Origin of the sequence: Ramlibacter sp. PS4R-6, from assembly GCF_037572775.1 — a bacterium.
Taxonomy (GTDB): Bacteria; Pseudomonadota; Gammaproteobacteria; order Burkholderiales; family Burkholderiaceae_C; genus Ramlibacter.
Window position 1 is genome coordinate 1,445,252 of sequence record NZ_JBBHKA010000001.1, and the last position, 16,003, is coordinate 1,461,254.

A 16,003-nucleotide genomic window follows, 5' to 3' on the forward strand; every position below is an offset into this window, starting at 1 on the left:
GCATGAGGGCTGAAGTCATCGAGTCGAAGGACGGAACGAAGATCGCAGCCCGGGTGTTCGAGACACCGGGCCCCGCACGCGGCAGCGTCGTCATCGGCGGCGCCATGGGCGTGCGCCAGGACTACTACCAGCCGTTCGCGCAATGGGCCGCGCAGCAGGGCTGGCGCGTGACCACCTTCGACTACCGCGGCAGCGGCGACTCCGCGCCGGCGTCGTTGCGCGGCTTCCGCGCCGACCTGTTCGACTGGACGCGCGACTACGAAGCGGTCGTCGATGCAGCGCATGCCGCGTTGCCGGGCCAGCCGCTGTACCTCCTCGGGCACAGCCTCGGCGCGCAGTTGCCGGGCCTGTTCACCAACCAGCACAAGGTGAGCGGCCTGCTCAGCGTCGCCGCCGGCAGCGGCTACTGGCGCGAGAACGCGCCGCAACTCAAGCGCATCGTTCCCTACTTCTGGTTCGTGCTGGTGCCGATCGCCACGCGCCTCTTCGGCTACTTCCCGGGCCGCAAGCTGCGCAAGGTCGGCGACCTGCCCGCCGGCGTGGTGCTGCAATGGCGCAAGTGGTGCCTGTCGCCGCGCTACAGCGTCAGCGCCGAAGGCGAGGCCGTGCGGGCCAGCTACGCCAACGCCCGATTCCCGGTGCACGCGCTGTCCATCACCGACGACGAGCTCATGACCTGGAAGGGCACGCACAGCCTCATCGACCTGTACGAGAACGCGCCGCGCGAGGTGCGCAAGCTCGCGCCCGCCGACATCGGCGCGCGGCGCCTGGGCCACTTCGGCGCCTTCCGCCCCGAGAACGAGCAGCGCCTGTGGCCGCGCATCGGCGAATGGCTCGCCGGCCTGGGGACGGCGCGCACCGCATGAGCGGCCCCCACCTGTTCGACGCGGGCGTCGCACTCGAGCCGGCGGGCGACGTCCTGCGCGGCCGCACGCGGCCCGAGTGGAAGAACTTCATCGGCCCGTTCGGTGGGTTGATCGCCGCGCAGGCCATGAATGCCGTGCTGCTGCACCGCCAGCGGCTCGGTGATCCCGTTTCTCTCACCGTGAACTTCGCCGCCGCCATCGAGGATGGCGAGTTCGACGCCATCGCCACCCCGGCGCGCACCAACCGCTCGACGCAGCACTGGATCGTGACGCTGCAGCAAAAGGGCGAGGTGGTCGCGACGGCCACCGCGCTCACGGCGATCCGCCGCGACACCTGGGGCGCGAAGGAAGCGCCCGTGCCGCAGGTGCCGCGTCCCTCCGACGTGCCGCTGCCCGAAGGGCCCACGCGCGTCGAGTGGGTCAAGCGCTACGAGCTGCGCTTCATCGAAGGCGGCTTTCCCGGCGCGTGGGACGGCGGCGACACCGGCGCGAGCCGCACGCGCCTGTGGGTGCGCGACAACCCGCCGCGGCCGCTGGACTGGCTCTCGCTCACGGCGATGAGCGACGTGTTCTTCCCGCGCATCTGGCTGCGCCGCGCGACCTTCACGCCGCTGGGCACGATCACGATGACGACCCATTTCCACGCGACGCAGGCGCAGCTCGCGGAAACGGGCACCGGCTACCTGCTGGGCCAGACGCAAGGCCAGGGCTTCGGCGCGGGCTACTTCGACCACAGCGCGCAGCTGTGGAACGAAGCGGGTACGCTGCTGGCCACGACCAGCCAGGTCTATTACTTCAAGGAGTAGCGGCATGGGCAAGCGCGTGGAGTTCTGGTTCGACGTCGGCAGCCCGGCGTCGTACTTGGCGTGGCACCGCCTGCCGCGCGTCGCGCAGGAGGCCGGCGCCACGATCGACTACCGCCCCATGCTGCTCGGCGGCGTCTTCCAGTCCACCGGCAACCAGTCGCCGATGATGGTCGCGGCCAAGGGCAAGTGGATGCAGGGCGACCTCGAGCGCTTCGCCGCGCGCGACGGCACGCCCTACCGCCACAACCCGCATTTCCCGATCAACACGCTGGTGCTGATGCGCGGTGCCCTCGGCCTGCAGATGCGCGATCCCGGGCGGTTCGTGCCGTACGTCGACACGGTGTACCGCGCGATCTGGGCCGAAGGGCTGAACATGAACGACCCGGGCGTCGTCGCCGGCGTGCTCGACGCCGCGGGCTTCGAGCCGCAGGCGGTGCTGGCGCTCACGGCCGACCCGCAGGTGAAGGAAAAACTCAAGGCCGTCACGGCCGAAGCGGTGGAGCGCGGCGTGTTCGGCGCGCCCACCTTCTTCGTCGACGGCGCCATGTACTGGGGCCAGGACCGGCTCGATTTCGTCGAAGAAGCACTCAAGAAGGCATGACCATGCAAGAGATCCTCGTCAACGCCGAAGGCGGCGTCACCACCATCACGCTCAACCGCCTGGACCGCAAGAACTCCATCACCGCCGACATGTACGGCGCCATCGCCGATGCGCTGGCCACGGCCGAAGCCGACGCCGCCACGCGTGTGGTCGTCATCCAGGGGCACGAAACCGTGTTCTCCGCGGGCAACGACATCGGCGACTTCCTGAACAAGCCGCCGGCCGGGCGCGACTCGCCCGTCTTCCGCTTCCTGCGCGGCATCGCCACCTTCAGCAAGCCGCTCGTGGCGGCGGTGTGCGGGCCCGCCGTCGGCGTGGGCACCACGATGCTGTTCCATTGCGACCTGGTCTATGCCGGCGACAACGCGGCGTTCTCCATGCCGTTCGTGAACCTGGGGCTGGTGCCCGAAGCCGCGTCGAGCCTGCTGGTGCCGCAGATGCTGGGCTACCACCGCGCCGCCGAAGCGCTGATGCTGGGCGAGCCCTTCATGGCCGAAGCGGCGCTCGAAGTGGGGCTGGTCAACCGCGTGCTGCCGCCCACCGAGGCCAACCAGTACGCGCAGCAGGTGGCGCGCAAGCTGGCGGCCAAGCCGCTGTCGTCGCTGGTCGCCACCAAGCGGCTGATGAAGAAGGGCCGCCAGGATGCGGTCCTGGCGCAGATGGAAGAGGAAGGCGCCCTCTTCTCGAAGATGCTGGGCGAGCCGGCCGCGAAGGAGGCTTTCGGCGCCTTCATGGCCAAGCGCAAGCCCGATTTCTCGAACCTGTAAGGGCCCCGGCGGGCCCCTTGTGCCGGGGGCGGGGATGAGCGACCATCGCGTTTCCATGGCCGCGACCGATACGCCGACCTTCATCGGCAAGTACAACGTCCTTCGCGAACTCGGGCGGGGGGCCAGCAGCACCGTCTACCTCGCGGAGGACCCGTTCCACGCGCGCAAGGTGGCGGTCAAGCGCATCCATGCGCACCTGCTCACGGACGAACGCCAGGCCGCGCGCTACCGCAAGGCGCTGCGCAACGAGGCGCTCCTGGCCGGCCAGCTGAAGCACCCGCACATCGTCACCGTCCACGACGCCGACGGCGAGGCCAACCCGCCCTACCTGGTGCTCGAATACGTGGAGGGCGCTGCGCTGTCCCGGTTCACGCGCCCCGACCGCCTGCTGCCCGTGGAGCAGGTGCTGGACATCTGCTACAAGGTTTGTAGCGCCCTGGACTACGCGCACACGCGCGGCCTCGTGCACCGCGACATCAAGCCGGCCAACCTGATGCTGCAGACCAGCGGCGACGTGAAGGTGATGGACTTCGGCACGGCACTGGCCACCGGCGGCGAGATCACGCAGATCAGCGGCTTCGTCGGCTCGCCCCAGTACATGTCGCCCGAGCACGTGCGCGAAGAGGGCTGCACCTGGCGCAGCGACATGTGGTCCCTCGGCGTGGTCTGCTACGAGATGCTCACGGGCCGCCGGCCCTTCGAGAGCGAATCGGACTTCACCACCATCTACAAGATCACCAACGAGGAGCCCACCCAGCCCAGCACCCTGCGGCCCGGGCTGCCCGAGCAGGTGGACAAGGTTCTGATGCGCGCCCTGGCCAAGCACCCCGAGGCGCGGTTCAAGCAGTGGATGGACTTCGCCGACTCGCTGCTGCAGATCAACCGCGGCATGTCGGCCAAGACCGCGCGCCACCGCGAGGGCGACGCCTTCGCGCGCATGCGCGACCTGCCGTTCTTCCAGGGCTTCCCCGACGCGGTGCTGTGGGAGGCGCTGCGCCTGGGCACGCTGTCGCTGCGCCCGGCCGACACGGTGCTGATGGAAGAGGGCTCGATGGGCGAGTCCTTCCTGCTGCTGTTGCAAGGCACGGCCGCCGTCATGCGCGACAACAACAAGGTCGCCACGCTGGACCCGGGCGTCACCCTGGGCGAGATGGCCTACCTGCGGCGCGATGAGCCCAAGCGCACGGCCACCGTCAAGGCGGACACCGCGGTGCTGGTGCTCGAGATCAAGAACGAGGCCCTGCACCGGGCGTCGGAAGAGCTGCAGATCTGCTTCGACAAGGCCTTCATCGAGCTGCTGCTGCAGCGCCTGATGCGCACGACCGAGTCGCTGAGCAAGCTGCAGTCGTCCAGCCTCACGCTCGAAGGCCATTGACGCGATGACGCTCAAGGGCCGCACGCTCTTCATCACCGGCGCGTCGCGCGGCATCGGCCTGGCGATCGGCAAGCGCGCGGCGGCCGACGGCGCCAACATCGTCATCGCCGCCAAGACCACCGACCCCAACCCGAAGCTGCCCGGCACCATCTACTCGGCGGCCGAGGAGATCCGCGCCGCGGGCGGGCAGGCCTTGCCGCTGGCGGTGGACATCCGCGACGAGGAGGGCGTGCTCGCCGCCGTGGCGAAGGCCGTGCAGGAGTTCGGCGGCATCGACGTGCTGGTGAACAACGCCAGCGCGATCAGCCTGACGGACACCGAGCACACGCCGATGAAGCGCTACGACCTGATGAACGGGATCAACGCGCGCGGCACCTACTTGTGCACGCAGGCCTGCCTGCCGCAGCTGCAGAAGGCAGCCGGGGCGGGGCGCAACGCGCACGTGCTGAACATGTCGCCGCCGCTGTCCATGAAGCAGCACTGGTTCGCGCCGCACACCGCCTACACCATGGCCAAGTACGGCATGAGCATGTGCACGCTGGGCCACTCGGGCGAATTCGCGAAGTACGGCATCGCGGTGAACAGCCTGTGGCCGCGCACGGCGATCGCCACCGCGGCGCTGCAGATGATCCCCGGTGTGGATCTCAACCTGTGCCGCAAGCCGGAGATCCTGGCCGACGCCGCGTACTTCATCCTCACGAGCGACGCGAAGACGACCACGGGCAACTTCTTCATCGACGACGAACTGCTCGCGAAGCACGGCGTGACCGACCTGGAGCAGTACTCGGTCAAGCCCGGTACCAGGAAGTTCATCCCGGATTTCTTCGTCGACTGACGGCGCGCGATGGAGGCCGCGTATCCCTACCGGCTCCTGACCCTGCGCTTCCACGACCGGCAGGCGGAAGCCGCCTTCGCTGCGGAAAGGGCGCTGCGGCTGGTCCGCCCGTTCCGTTGGGTCGTGGCCATCCTCGCGGCGCTGTCGTTGCTCGTCGGTGTTGCGATCACGGTGATCGCACCCGAGTCGACAGCGCTCCTGAACCGCACGCTCCTGCCTTCGCTCGTGCTCTCGGCAGCCTCGCTGGCGGTCACCTGGCATCCCGTCTTCATCGCGCGGCAGCAGGCCGTGGTCGGCAGCGTCATCACGCTGGCCGTCCTGGCCACCTTGAACATGGCCGTGCAGTACCCGACGGAGAGGTTCCTCGCATCCGGCTTCTTCCTGCCGGCGGTACAGACGTTCTGCATCTATGCGCTCGTCGGGCTGCGGTTCCCGCTCGCCGTGGCGCTTGGCTGGGCCATGCTCGCCGGCTACGCAGCCATCGCGCATGTCGTGCACGGCCTCGCGGGCCCCGCGCTCGCGCGCCAGGTCCTCGCACTGGTGCTCGTGAACCTCGTGGGCATGCTCGCCGGCTGGCAGCTCGAGGCCGCGACGCGGCGCGCGTTCCTCGGGCGGCGCGCGGTCGAGCACGAGCGCGCCCGTTCGGAGGCCCTGCTGCTGAACATCCTGCCGGCGCCGATCGCCGAAAGGCTCAAGAACTCTCCCGGAACGATTGCCGAAGCGCACCCGTCGGTCACCGTGCTGTTCGCCGACATCGCGGGGTTCACGACCTGGTGCGCCACGCGCAATGCCGCCAGCGTGGTGCAGATGCTGGACCGCGTGTTCACCGCGTTCGACGCGCTCGCCGCGCGGCACGGGCTGGAAAAGATCAAGACGATCGGCGACTGCTACATGGCGGCCGCGGGCCTGCCCAAAGCGCGCGAGGACCATGCGCAGGCCGCGCTCGCGATGGCCCGCGAGATGCTCGCCGAATGCGAGCGCATCGCACGCGAGACCGGCGAGCCGCTGCAGATGCGCATCGGGCTGAGCTCCGGCCCCGTGGTCGCCGGCGTCATCGGGCGCAGCAAGTTCATCTTCGACCTGTGGGGCGACACGGTGAACACCGCGAGCCGCATGGAGTCGTGCGGCGAGCCCGGCCGCATCCAGTGCAGCGCCTCGACGGCGCGGCTGCTCGACGGCGTGGCCCTGGAATCGCGCGGCCGGGTGGAGGTGCGCGGCAAGGGGTCGATGGAGGTGTTCCTCATCGGCACGCGTACCGCCGAGGCAGCACTTGCGCTAGATTGACGGCATGTCGCTGCAAGTCTCCCTAGCCCGCCAGGGGCCGGTCCTCGCCGTGAAGGGCAGCGGGCCGGCGAACCTCGCCGACCTCAAGGGCTTCGCGGACATGATGGCCACCGTCTGCCGCGAAGAGCAGCTCACGCACGTGCTGGTGGACCTGCTGGACGTCCAGCAACAGCTCACCTTCACCGAGCACCTGCAGCTGGGCGTGTACCTCGCCGAGCGCCTGCACTTCCTCACCAAGATGGCCTCAGTGGTCCCCGAGCAGATGCGCAGCGGCAACAGCGAGCGTGCCGCGCAGAAGTCGGGGCTGCAGATCCGCACCTTCACCGACATGGGCGAGGCACGCGACTGGCTGAAGCAGCCGGACTGAGCCGTCCGTATCATCGCGGCACAAGGAGGCCCGGATGCCCTACATGCTCCTCATCCACGAACCGGTCGGCCAGCGCCAGCAGCGCACGCCGGCCGAAGGCGAAGCGGTGTACGGCCGCATGCTGCAGTTCGCCGATTCGCTCAAGTCGCGCGGCATCCTGCGCGGCGTCGAGTCGCTCACCTCGCTGGACGGCGCGTCGCGCCTGCAGGTGCGCAGCGGCAAGGCGCACGTGGTCGACGGCCCGTTCGCCGAAACCAAGGAGATGGTGGGCGGCTTCTTCCTGATCGACGTGCCCACGCGCGAACAGGCGGTGGCCATCGCGCGCGAATGCCCGGCGGCCGAGTGGGCCACGGTGGAGGTGCGCGAGACGGGCCCCTGCTATACGTAGACGCCTAGGTAGCCGCGCCTGTCGAAAGGGCGCGGCGCGGATCGTCGTGGGGATGTAACCACCAGGAGCACCCATGAAATTCATGATCATCGTGAAGGCCACGCCCGACTCCGAGGCCGGCCGCTTCCCGCCCGATTCCGACCAGCTGTTTCAGCAGATGGCGGCCTACCACGAGGACCTGGCCAAGGCCGGCGTGTTGCTGGATGGCTCGGGCCTGCAGCCGAGCAGCAAGGGCTGGCGCATCCGCTACGAGGCCGGCGACAAGCGCCGCGTCATCGACGGCCCTTTCGCGGAAACGAAGGAGCTGATCGCCGGCTACACGCTCATCCAGTGCCGCAGCCGCGAAGAGGCGCTGGAGTGGTCGCGCCGCTTCCCCAACCCGGTCGGCCCGAACCAGCCGGCGGAGATCGAGGTGCGGCAGCTGTACGAGTTCGAGGACTTCGAAGGGCTCCTGAGCAGCGAGACCGAGGAGCGCTTCAAGAAGATCGGCTTCGAGTGAAGGGGATGGACATGGCGCGCCAGATCTTCGTCAACCTGCCCATCGCCGACATGAAGCGCAGCCGCGCCTTCTTCGAGGCGCTGGGCTTCACGTTCAACCCGCAGTTCACCAACGAGCAGGGCGCCTGCATGGTGATCGCCGAAGGCAGCATCCACGCGATGCTGCTCGTCAAGCCCTTCTTCCAGACCTTCATCGACACCGACATCGCCGATGCGACGAAGACGACCGAGGTGCTCACGTGCCTGTCGTGCGCCAGCCGCGCGGAAATCGACGAGCTGGTGAAGAAGGCGGTGGCCGCGGGCGGCCGCGCGCACCGCAAGCCGCAGGACCACGGTTTCATGTACGGCCACGGTTTCGTCGATCCCGACGGCCACGTGTGGGAGCTGGTGTACATGGACCCCAACGCCGCGCCGCCGCAGGCCTGATGCATTCGGCGACCCACGGCACGATCGCGGCGGTCTGGCGGATGGAGTCCGCGAAGATCGTCGCCGTCGTGGCGCGCATGGTGCGCGACGTGGGCGTCGCCGAGGAGCTCTCGCAGGATGCGCTCGTCGCCGCGCTCGAACGCTGGCCCGCCGACGGCGTGCCGGACAAGCCCGCCGCCTGGCTCATGGCCGCGGCGAAGAACCGCGCGCTCGACCACCTGCGCCACGCCAGGCTCGCCGCGCAGAAGCACGAGGAGATCGGCCACGACCTCGAAGCGCAGGAGGCGCTGATCGTGCCGGACTTCGTCGACGCCCTGGCCGCCGCGCAGGAAGACCCGATCGGCGACGACATGCTGCGCCTGGTGTTCACCGCGTGCCACCCGGTGCTGCCGACCGAAGCACGCGTGGCGCTCACGCTCAAGCTGCTGGCGGGACTGACGACGCACGAGATCGCGCGCGCCTACCTGGTGCCCGAGCCGACCATCGCGCAGCGCATCGTGCGCGCCAAGAAGACGCTCGCGGAAGCGAAGGTGCCGTTCGAGCTGCCGCCGGCGCCAGCGCTCGGCGCGCGGCTCGCGTCGGTGCTGGAGGCCATCTACCTGATCTACAACGAGGGCTACACGGCCACCTCGGGCGAGGACTGGCTGCGGCCCGCACTGTGCGACGAGGCGCTGCGCCTGGGCCGCATGCTGGCGGAACTCGCACCGGCCGAGCCCGAGGTGCATGGCCTTGTCGCGCTGATGGAACTGCAATCGTCGCGCGCCGCGGCGCGTGTCGATGCAAAGGGCAAGCCCGTGCTGCTGCTGGAGCAGGACCGCATGCGCTGGGACCGCCTCCTGATCCGGCGCGGGCTCGCCGCACTGGAGCGCGCGCACGCGGCCGGGGGCGACGCGGGGCCGTACCAGTTGCAGGCCGAGATCGCTGCGTGCCACGCGCGCGCCGCGACTTCCGATGCGACGGACTGGCAGCGCATCGCCGCCGTGTACGGCCGGCTCGCGAAGGCCGCGCCTTCGCCCGTGATCGAGCTCAATCGCGCGGTGGCGGTGGGCATGGCCGAAGGGCCCGCTGCGGGCCTGGCCATCGTCGACCGCATCGCCGGCGACAAGCAGCTGCGCAACTACCAGTGGCTCCCCAGCGTGCGTGGCGACCTGCTGTCCAAGCTGGGTCGCAAGGACGAGGCGAAAGAGGAGTTCGAGCGCGCCGCCATGCTCGCGGCCAACGAGCGCGAACGCGAGCTTCTGCTGGAGCGCGCGGCCGCCATGGGCCGCCAGCACTAGGCGGCTTTACCAGCCGAGGCGCACGCGCGCGATCGCCATGCCGACGGCGGCCTGCGTCGGGTCGACCACGGGCACGCCGAGTTCCTGCTGCAGGCCTTCGCGGTAGGCGGCCATGCCGGCGCAACCCAGCACCACCACGTCCGCGCCGTCGTCGTCGCGCAGTTGCCGGCCGATTTCCACCATGCGCTGCGCGGTGCGCTGCGCATCCTGCAATCCCACCACGCCGATCTCCAGCGCGCGTTCGCCGGCCAGCCGCGAGCCGATGCCCATGGCGCCGATGTAGCGCAGGTGGCGCGGGATGGACTTGCGCAGGATGGCGATGACGCCGACGCGGTGGCCCATGGTCATCGCGGTGAGCAGGCCGCATTCGCCGATGCCCAGCACCGGCTTTTTCGTCTGCTCCCGCAGCGAGTGCAGGCCCGGGTCGGAGTAGCAGGCCAGCACGAAGGCGTCGTGGTTGCCTTCCTCGCGCTTGAGCAGCTGGCCGAGCGGCACGATCACGCTGTCGGCGTGCTGCTGCAGCTCGATGCCGGGCGGGCCTTCCTTGAGCGTGACGCAGCGGATCTGCGCGTCGTCGGCGTAGCAGGACAGCGCCTCGTCCACGGCGCGCGTCACCGCCTCGGTGGAATTCGGGTTGATGACGAGGATGCGGGGCTGGGCCATGGTCGTTACGAATCGATGAGCCGGCGGAAGGCGCCAGCCGCATTGTCCCGCCTTTCGCCTGCCCTTGCGACGGGCGCGGGTGTTCCGCAGGGGATGAAGCGGCCGCTGCCCCGCGCCGCCAGCAGGCGGCCGTCGTCCACCACGAGCTGGCCGCGCACCAGCACCTGCACCGGCCAGCCCTTGACCGTGCGGCCTTCGTAGGGGGTGTAGCCGGCGTTGTCCTTCATCATCGAGGCGGACAGCGTCACCTCGCGCTGCGGGTCCCAGACCGCGATGTCGGCGTCGGCGCCGGGATCGAGCGTGCCCTTGCGCGGCGCGATGCCGTACATGCGCGCATGGTTGGTGGCCGTGAGCGCCACGAATTCGTTGGGCGTGATGCGGCCCTTGCCGACGCCCTCGGAGAACAGGAGCGGCATGCGTGCCTGGATGCCGGGCACGCCGTTGGCCATTTCCTTGAAGGTGGTCGCCTCGCCGTGGGGCAGCTTGCCGGTCGCGTCGAAGCGGTAGGGCGCGTGGTCGGACGAATAGATGCCGATGGTGCCGTCCTTCAACGCCTGCCACACCGCTTCCTGCGAGCGTGCGTCGCGCGGCGGCGGGCTGCAGCACCACTTGGCGCCTTCCAGCCCGGGCTTGTCGGCGTCGTCGGCGGTGAGGAACAGATACTGCGGGCAGCTTTCGGCGTGGATGGATGCGCCCAGCTTCTGTCCCGCGCGGATCGCCTCGATGGCCTCGATCCCCGACACGTGAACGATCAGCGCCGGCACGTCGAGCAGGCGCGTGAGCGAGATGACGCGGTGCGTGGCCTCGGCTTCGGCGATCGGGTGGTGGCTGGTGGCGTGGAACTTCGGCGCCTTGTGGCCGCGCTCGAGCAGCCGCCGCGCGATCCACTGGATCACCTCGTGGTTCTCGGCGTGCACCATGACCAGCGCCCGCTCGCGGTCGGCGGCGAGCAGCACGTCCAGCACCTCGTCGTCCTTCAGGCGCAGCAGCTCGTACGTGGTGTAGATCTTCAGCGAGGTGATGCCGCGCTTCACCATCGCCGGCAAGTCCTCTTGCAGCGCCTGGGGCGTCGGGTCCGAGACGATCAGGTGGAAGGCGTAGTCGACCACCGCCTTCTCCGCGGCGCGCTTCGCATAGTCGTCGACGACTGCGGGGATCGAGTCGCCGCGGTGCTGCGCGGCGAAGGGCATGATGGTGGTCGTGCCGCCGAACGCAGCGGCGACGCTGGCGCTGTAGAAGTCGTCCGCGCACATCACGCCCGAGGAGGAGCGCTGCTCCACGTGGCAATGGCTGTCGATGCCGCCGGGCATCACGAGCTTGCCGCGCGCGTCGATTTCCGTCGCACCGGCGGGAAGACCCGCACGCACTTCCGCGACCTTGCCGCCCCGCACGCCGACGTCGGCTTGCAGCGTGCGCTCGGCGGTCACCACCGTGCCGCCGCGCACCACCAGGTCGAAGTCAGCCATTGGCGGGCGTCACTTCCGCCCCGGTCCGCTCGACGATCAGCTTGTAGTGCTCGGGCCGGCGGTGGCGCGCGAAATCGAACATCGTGCGCTTGAGGTCCGCGGCCAGGTCCAGGTCGCAATTGAACGCGATCACCTCGTCCTGCTCGGTGACGCTCTTCGCCACGATCTCGCCCGTGGGCGCGACGATCAGCGAGTTGCCGAACATGCGGAAGCCGTCCTCGAAGCCGCACTTGGCCGTCTCCACCAGCCAGGTCGCGTTCTGGAACGCCATGGCCTGCGCCATGATCAGGTGGTGGTGCACGCGCAGCGCGGGCGGCTCGGGGTAGTGCAGGTTCTCGCTCGGCGTGTTGAAGCCCAGCGCCACCAGCTCGGCGCCCTGCAGCGCCAGCACGCGGAAGGCCTCGGGCCAGCGCCGGTCGTTGCAGATCAGCATGCCGGCGATGGTGTTCATGTACTTCCACACGCGAAAGCCCAGGTCACCCACCTCGAAGTACTTCTTCTCCAGGTGCTGGAAGGCGGCCTGCGGCTTGTGGTCCGAGTGGCCGGGCAGGTGGATCTTGCGGTACTTGCCGACGATGCTGCCGTCGGGGCCGACGAGGATCGCGGTGTTGAAGCGGCGCACCTGGCCGGCCTCCAGCGTCTTCTCGGCGTAGCCGATGTAGAAGCCGATGCCCAGCTTCTTCGCCTCGTCGAAGAGCGGCTGCGTCTGCGCCGACGGCATGGTCTCCTCGAAGTACAGCCGGTCGACTTCGGCCTGGTCCTCGATCCACCAGCGCGGGAAGAACGTGGTGAACGCGAGCTCGGGAAACACCACGAACTTCGCACCCGCCGTGTGCGCTTCGCGCAGCAGGTTGACGAGGCGCTGGGTGGCGTCGACGCGTGTGTCGGAGCGGTGCAGCGGCCCGAGCTGCGCGGCCGCGATCCTGAGGTGTCTGCTCATGAAGGGTGTCCAGCGGGAAACTTCCGTCCCGCCCAGACTACGTTATATCCGCAGCGCTAGTAGGAGCGCAGGATCGGGATGCCGCCTTGCGCGTTCGCCGCCGGTGGCGCAGGGGGCGGCGGCAGGTAGGGACGCTCGTCGCGTGGCTCGAGGGAAGGGCGGTACGGCGGGCCGCCCAGTTCGGCGGTGCCGCTGCGCGGCGGCGGCCCGCCGGAAAAGCCGGGCGAGTCCTGGAATTCCGTGCTGCGCTGGCTCTTCGGCGTCCACGTGAAGTCGGGCGTGCGGCCCACGACGGCCGGCGCTTCCGGCGGCGGCGAGACCGGCACGATGACCGGCGCGCGTTGCGGCGCGGCGACGACGGTCGGAAGCTGCTGCTGCTCCTGCGCCGCCTGGTTCGTGCTGGCCCACCACTCCTTCATGCGCTCGATCGCGTCGGCATCGGGCTGGCTGGTGTCGCGCGGCGCATTGAACTTCGCCTTGGCGTCGACCAGTTTCGCCTTGGAGGCCTGCTGGAAGAAGTTGCCCACCACCAGCAGCGCGTTGCGCGCGCCTTGGCCCCAGGCGTCGCCCATGGTGATGCGCGCGTCGTTGAATCCCACCCACGCGCCGGCGACCAGCTTCGGATGCATCAGCATGAACCAGCCGTCGGTGTTGTCCTGCGTGGTACCGGTCTTGCCGGCCAGGTCGCCCTGCAGCCCGTAGCGGCTGCGGATGCCGGCGCCGGTGCCGCGGTCGACCACGCCGCGCATCACGTCGAGCAGGGTGTTCGCCGCCACTTCGGGCAGCGCCTGCTCGGCCGCGCGCGGATGGAAGTCCTCGATCACCTCGCCGTTGCGCTTCTCGATGCGCAGCACCAGCACGGGCTCGACGTAGCGGCCCGACGCGGCGATGGTGCTGTACGCCGACACCATCTCCTTGAGCGTGACGGGGCTGGTGCCCAGCGCGAGCGAAGGCACCTCCTCCAGCTTGCTCTGGCGCACGCCCATGGCCTTGGCGGTGCTCGCGACGCGCTGCGCGCCGACGCGCTGCACCAGCTGCGCGGTGATGGTGTTCTTCGAGAACACGAGGCCGTCGCGCAGCGTCGTCGGCTCGTTGGTCGATTCGTGCACGTCGGTGGGCTTCCACACCGTCTTCGCGTCGATGCGGATCTCCACCGGCTGGTCGATGAACAGTTCGTTGGGGCTCAGGCCCATCTCGAAGGCCGCGCCGTACACGAAGGGCTTGAAGGTGGAGCCGGGCTGGCGCCGCGCCTGCTGCACGTGGTCGAACTGGTCCTGGCGGAAGTCGCGGCTGCCCACCCACGCTTTCACGTGGCCGTTGGCGGGGTCCTGCGCCAGGAAGGCCGCCTGCAGGTGCGTCTTGTCCTTCCACAGGGCCTGCAGGAAAGCGCTGTCGCCTTCCAGCTTCTTCAGCGCCTGGGCATCGGGCGTGCCGGCCTCCACTTCGGCGCGGAATTGCGCGGTGTCGCGCACCAGCGCATCGAGCAGCGGCTTGTTGCGCGTGGGTTTCGCGTACGCCTTGTCGGCGATGGCCTGGAGCTTGTCGGCCTCCGCGGTCAGCGCGGTCACCGCCATCTGCTGCAGCCGCGAGTCGATGGTGGTGCGCACGACCAGCCCGTCGGCATAGATGTTGTAGCCGCGCTTGTCGGCCCACGCGATCAACCAGCGCTTGAGCTGCTGCGCGAGGTGCGGCGACGCGCCCAGGTCTTCCTCCTGGCGTTCGAAGTCCAGCGCCAGCGGCTGCTTCTTCAGGCGCGCGCATTCCTCGGCCAAGAGCTTGCCGTGCTTGACCAGCTGCGCCAGCACGATGTTGCGGCGCTGCGCGGCGCGCTCGGGGTTGAGCACCGGGTTGTAGTAGGTCGTGCCCTTGAGCATGCCGATCAGCGTCGCCGACTCCAGCACGTCCAGCTCGCGCGCCGACTTGTCGAAATAGGTGCGCGCGGCCATCTCGATGCCGTACGCGTTGTAGAGGAACGGCACGGTGTTCAGGTAGATCTCGAGGATCTCGTCCTTGCCGTACAGCGACTCCAGGCGCAGCGCGGTGACGGCTTCCTTCACCTTGCGCTCCAGCGTCGGTGCGCGGCCGATCTCCTCGGGGAACATGTTGCGCGCGAGCTGCTGCGACAGCGTCGAGCCGCCCTGCAGGTCGCCGCGCATCGTGCGCCACGCCGCCGCCAGCGTGCGGCGCAGGTCCAGGCCGCCGTGCTCGAAGAAGCGGTGGTCCTCGGTGGCCAGGAGCGCGTCGCGCACGTGCGGCGACACGTCGGCCAGCTTGATCCATTCGCGGTTGGTGCGCTTGAACGCGGCGAGCTCCTGGCCGTCGGCCGTCACGAGCACGCTCGGCGACTGCGAGCGCCGGCCCTGGATGTCGGCCTTGCTCGGCGCGTCAGGAATCATTGCCGCGACGTACGCGACGCCCGCCAGCGGGACGGCCGCGAGCGCCGCCAGCAGCCACCACGGATGGCGGCGGATGGCGCTCCACCCCCGCTGCAAGGTTTCGGTCACACGCACCGGGCCAATCTAAGAGCCGCGCTGGCTCAGCCATGTAGGACGCCGTCGCGTGGCCGCAAGGACAACGCCGTGAATGCCCAGTATTTCGCGCCTTGGGGGCGGCGCGGGCTAGCGCGCCGGGGTGTGCGTGTGCCGCCGCATGAACTTCGTGCCGGCGTAGATGAACGCGAGCACCGCGGCGTAGGAAAGCAGCTGCGCGCCCGACGGCGTCGCGTCATAGCCCATGAGGGCCTTCAGGAAGGTGCCCAGCGCCGAATCGGGCGCGAGCAGTTCGGACGTGTCCCACACCGGCGAGGTCCAGGCCTCCAGGAAACCGGCCTGCGCCAGCGACTTCACCAGCTGGCTGGCGATGGAGCCGGCCAGGATCGCGATCAGCACGTTCGTGACCGTGAAGATGTGGCGCGTGGGCACGCGGGCCAGGCCCGCGTAGATCACCGCGCCGATGCCGCCGCCCAGGCTCACGCCGATGATTACCGCGAGGACGATGTCGGTGAACGACGTGCTGCCGCCGGTGGCGGAGCCCGCGATGAACAGCACCGTCTCCGCGCCTTCGCGCAGCACCGCCAATGCGACGGCCACGAGCAGCGCCCAGGGCTTGCGTTCGCCGCCTTGCACCGACGCGCCCAGGCGCTGCGCCTCCAGCGCCATCTCGCGCGTGTGCGTCGTGACCCAGATGCAATGCCACAGCAGCATGGCCAGCGCCACCGACAGCACGACGATGTTGACCATGTCCTGGCCCATGCCGCCCGCCATCTCGCTCACGTACGGCGCAAGGGCCGCGAGGATCAGCGCGCCCACCACGCCGATAGCCACGCCGGCGCCCAGCCAGCCGCCGCGGCCGGGCAGGCCGCGGGTGGCGGCGGCGACGATGCCGATGAACAGCGCCGCTTCCAGCGATTCGCGAAAGACGATGAGGGCGGCGGCGAACATGGCT

17 protein-coding genes are annotated in these 16,003 nt (G+C 69.6%); 12 read left to right on the forward strand and 5 right to left on the reverse strand.

All coding sequences use genetic code 11. The annotated features are described in order from the left end of the window. The first annotated feature begins 2 nt into the window (after nucleotides 1-2). The 12 genes from WG903_RS06985 (at nucleotide 3) to WG903_RS07040 (ending at nucleotide 9,490) form a co-directional block, all read left to right on the forward strand. Nucleotides 3-866, forward strand: a complete 864-nt coding sequence (locus tag WG903_RS06985; protein ID WP_340073634.1) for an alpha/beta hydrolase family protein — start codon at nucleotides 3-5, stop codon at nucleotides 864-866. Continuing rightward, nucleotides 863-1,672 carry an acyl-CoA thioesterase gene (locus WG903_RS06990; RefSeq protein WP_340073636.1) on the forward strand — a complete coding sequence of 270 codons (810 nt, stop codon included), beginning with the start codon at nucleotides 863-865 and terminating at the stop codon, nucleotides 1,670-1,672. Before WG903_RS06985 ends, WG903_RS06990 begins: the two co-directional genes overlap by 4 nt. A 4-nt stretch (nucleotides 1,673-1,676) precedes the next feature. Then, on the forward strand, nucleotides 1,677-2,273 hold the full coding sequence (locus tag WG903_RS06995) for a 2-hydroxychromene-2-carboxylate isomerase (RefSeq protein WP_340073638.1): 597 nt from the start codon (nucleotides 1,677-1,679) through the stop codon (nucleotides 2,271-2,273). Between the two features lie 2 nt (nucleotides 2,274-2,275). Continuing rightward, nucleotides 2,276-3,040, forward strand: a complete 765-nt coding sequence (locus tag WG903_RS07000) for an enoyl-CoA hydratase (protein ID WP_340073640.1) — start codon at nucleotides 2,276-2,278, stop codon at nucleotides 3,038-3,040. A 55-nt stretch (nucleotides 3,041-3,095) separates the two neighbouring features. Then, nucleotides 3,096-4,415, forward strand: coding sequence for a protein kinase domain-containing protein (locus WG903_RS07005; RefSeq protein WP_340073642.1), 1,320 nt, complete (start codon nucleotides 3,096-3,098; stop codon nucleotides 4,413-4,415). Nucleotides 4,416-4,419: 4 nt separating this feature from the next. Continuing rightward, nucleotides 4,420-5,250, forward strand: coding sequence for an SDR family oxidoreductase (locus WG903_RS07010; RefSeq protein ID WP_340073644.1), 831 nt, complete (start codon nucleotides 4,420-4,422; stop codon nucleotides 5,248-5,250). A gap of 9 nt (nucleotides 5,251-5,259) precedes the next feature. Next, complete coding sequence (locus WG903_RS07015; RefSeq protein WP_340073646.1) at nucleotides 5,260-6,534, forward strand: adenylate/guanylate cyclase domain-containing protein; 1,275 nt, start codon at nucleotides 5,260-5,262, stop codon at nucleotides 6,532-6,534. A gap of 4 nt (nucleotides 6,535-6,538) precedes the next feature. Further along, complete coding sequence (locus WG903_RS07020; RefSeq protein WP_340073648.1) at nucleotides 6,539-6,901, forward strand: STAS/SEC14 domain-containing protein; 363 nt, start codon at nucleotides 6,539-6,541, stop codon at nucleotides 6,899-6,901. Between the two features lie 34 nt (nucleotides 6,902-6,935). Further along, a complete protein-coding gene (locus WG903_RS07025; protein WP_340073650.1) occupies nucleotides 6,936-7,289 on the forward strand; it encodes a YciI family protein in 354 nt (117 codons plus the stop codon). A gap of 73 nt (nucleotides 7,290-7,362) precedes the next feature. Beyond that, nucleotides 7,363-7,788 (forward strand): YciI family protein, encoded by a 426-nt coding sequence (locus WG903_RS07030; protein WP_340073652.1) that lies wholly within the window; start codon nucleotides 7,363-7,365, stop codon nucleotides 7,786-7,788. A gap of 11 nt (nucleotides 7,789-7,799) precedes the next feature. After that, entirely contained in the window at nucleotides 7,800-8,213 is a 414-nt protein-coding gene (locus tag WG903_RS07035; protein ID WP_340073654.1) for a VOC family protein, read from the forward strand. After that, nucleotides 8,213-9,490, forward strand: a complete 1,278-nt coding sequence (locus tag WG903_RS07040) for an RNA polymerase sigma factor (protein WP_340073656.1) — start codon at nucleotides 8,213-8,215, stop codon at nucleotides 9,488-9,490. The genes WG903_RS07035 and WG903_RS07040 overlap by 1 nt, the downstream gene beginning before the upstream one ends. A gap of 6 nt (nucleotides 9,491-9,496) precedes the next feature. Here WG903_RS07040 and WG903_RS07045 read toward each other — a convergent pair whose 3' ends face one another. The 5 genes from WG903_RS07045 to WG903_RS07065 all read right to left on the reverse strand — a co-directional run bounded on the left by WG903_RS07045 (nucleotide 9,497) and on the right by WG903_RS07065 (nucleotide 15,999). Continuing rightward, nucleotides 9,497-10,153, reverse strand: a complete 657-nt coding sequence (locus tag WG903_RS07045; RefSeq protein WP_340073658.1) for an aspartate/glutamate racemase family protein — start codon at nucleotides 10,151-10,153, stop codon at nucleotides 9,497-9,499. 5 nt (nucleotides 10,154-10,158) lie between these two features. Continuing rightward, entirely contained in the window at nucleotides 10,159-11,619 is a 1,461-nt protein-coding gene (gene hydA, locus WG903_RS07050; RefSeq protein WP_340073660.1) for a dihydropyrimidinase, read from the reverse strand. After that, nucleotides 11,612-12,559: an N-carbamoyl-D-amino-acid hydrolase gene (locus WG903_RS07055; RefSeq protein ID WP_340073662.1), complete on the reverse strand. Its 948-nt coding sequence runs from the start codon at nucleotides 12,557-12,559 to the stop codon at nucleotides 11,612-11,614. Before WG903_RS07055 ends, hydA begins: the two co-directional genes overlap by 8 nt. 56 nt (nucleotides 12,560-12,615) lie before the next feature. Further along, nucleotides 12,616-14,955: a penicillin-binding protein 1A gene (locus WG903_RS07060; RefSeq protein ID WP_445263624.1), complete on the reverse strand. Its 2,340-nt coding sequence runs from the start codon at nucleotides 14,953-14,955 to the stop codon at nucleotides 12,616-12,618. Nucleotides 14,956-15,177: 222 nt separating this feature from the next. Further along, nucleotides 15,178-15,999, reverse strand: coding sequence for an FTR1 family iron permease (locus WG903_RS07065; RefSeq protein ID WP_340073666.1), 822 nt, complete (start codon nucleotides 15,997-15,999; stop codon nucleotides 15,178-15,180). Nucleotides 16,000-16,003: the final 4 nt, after the last annotated feature.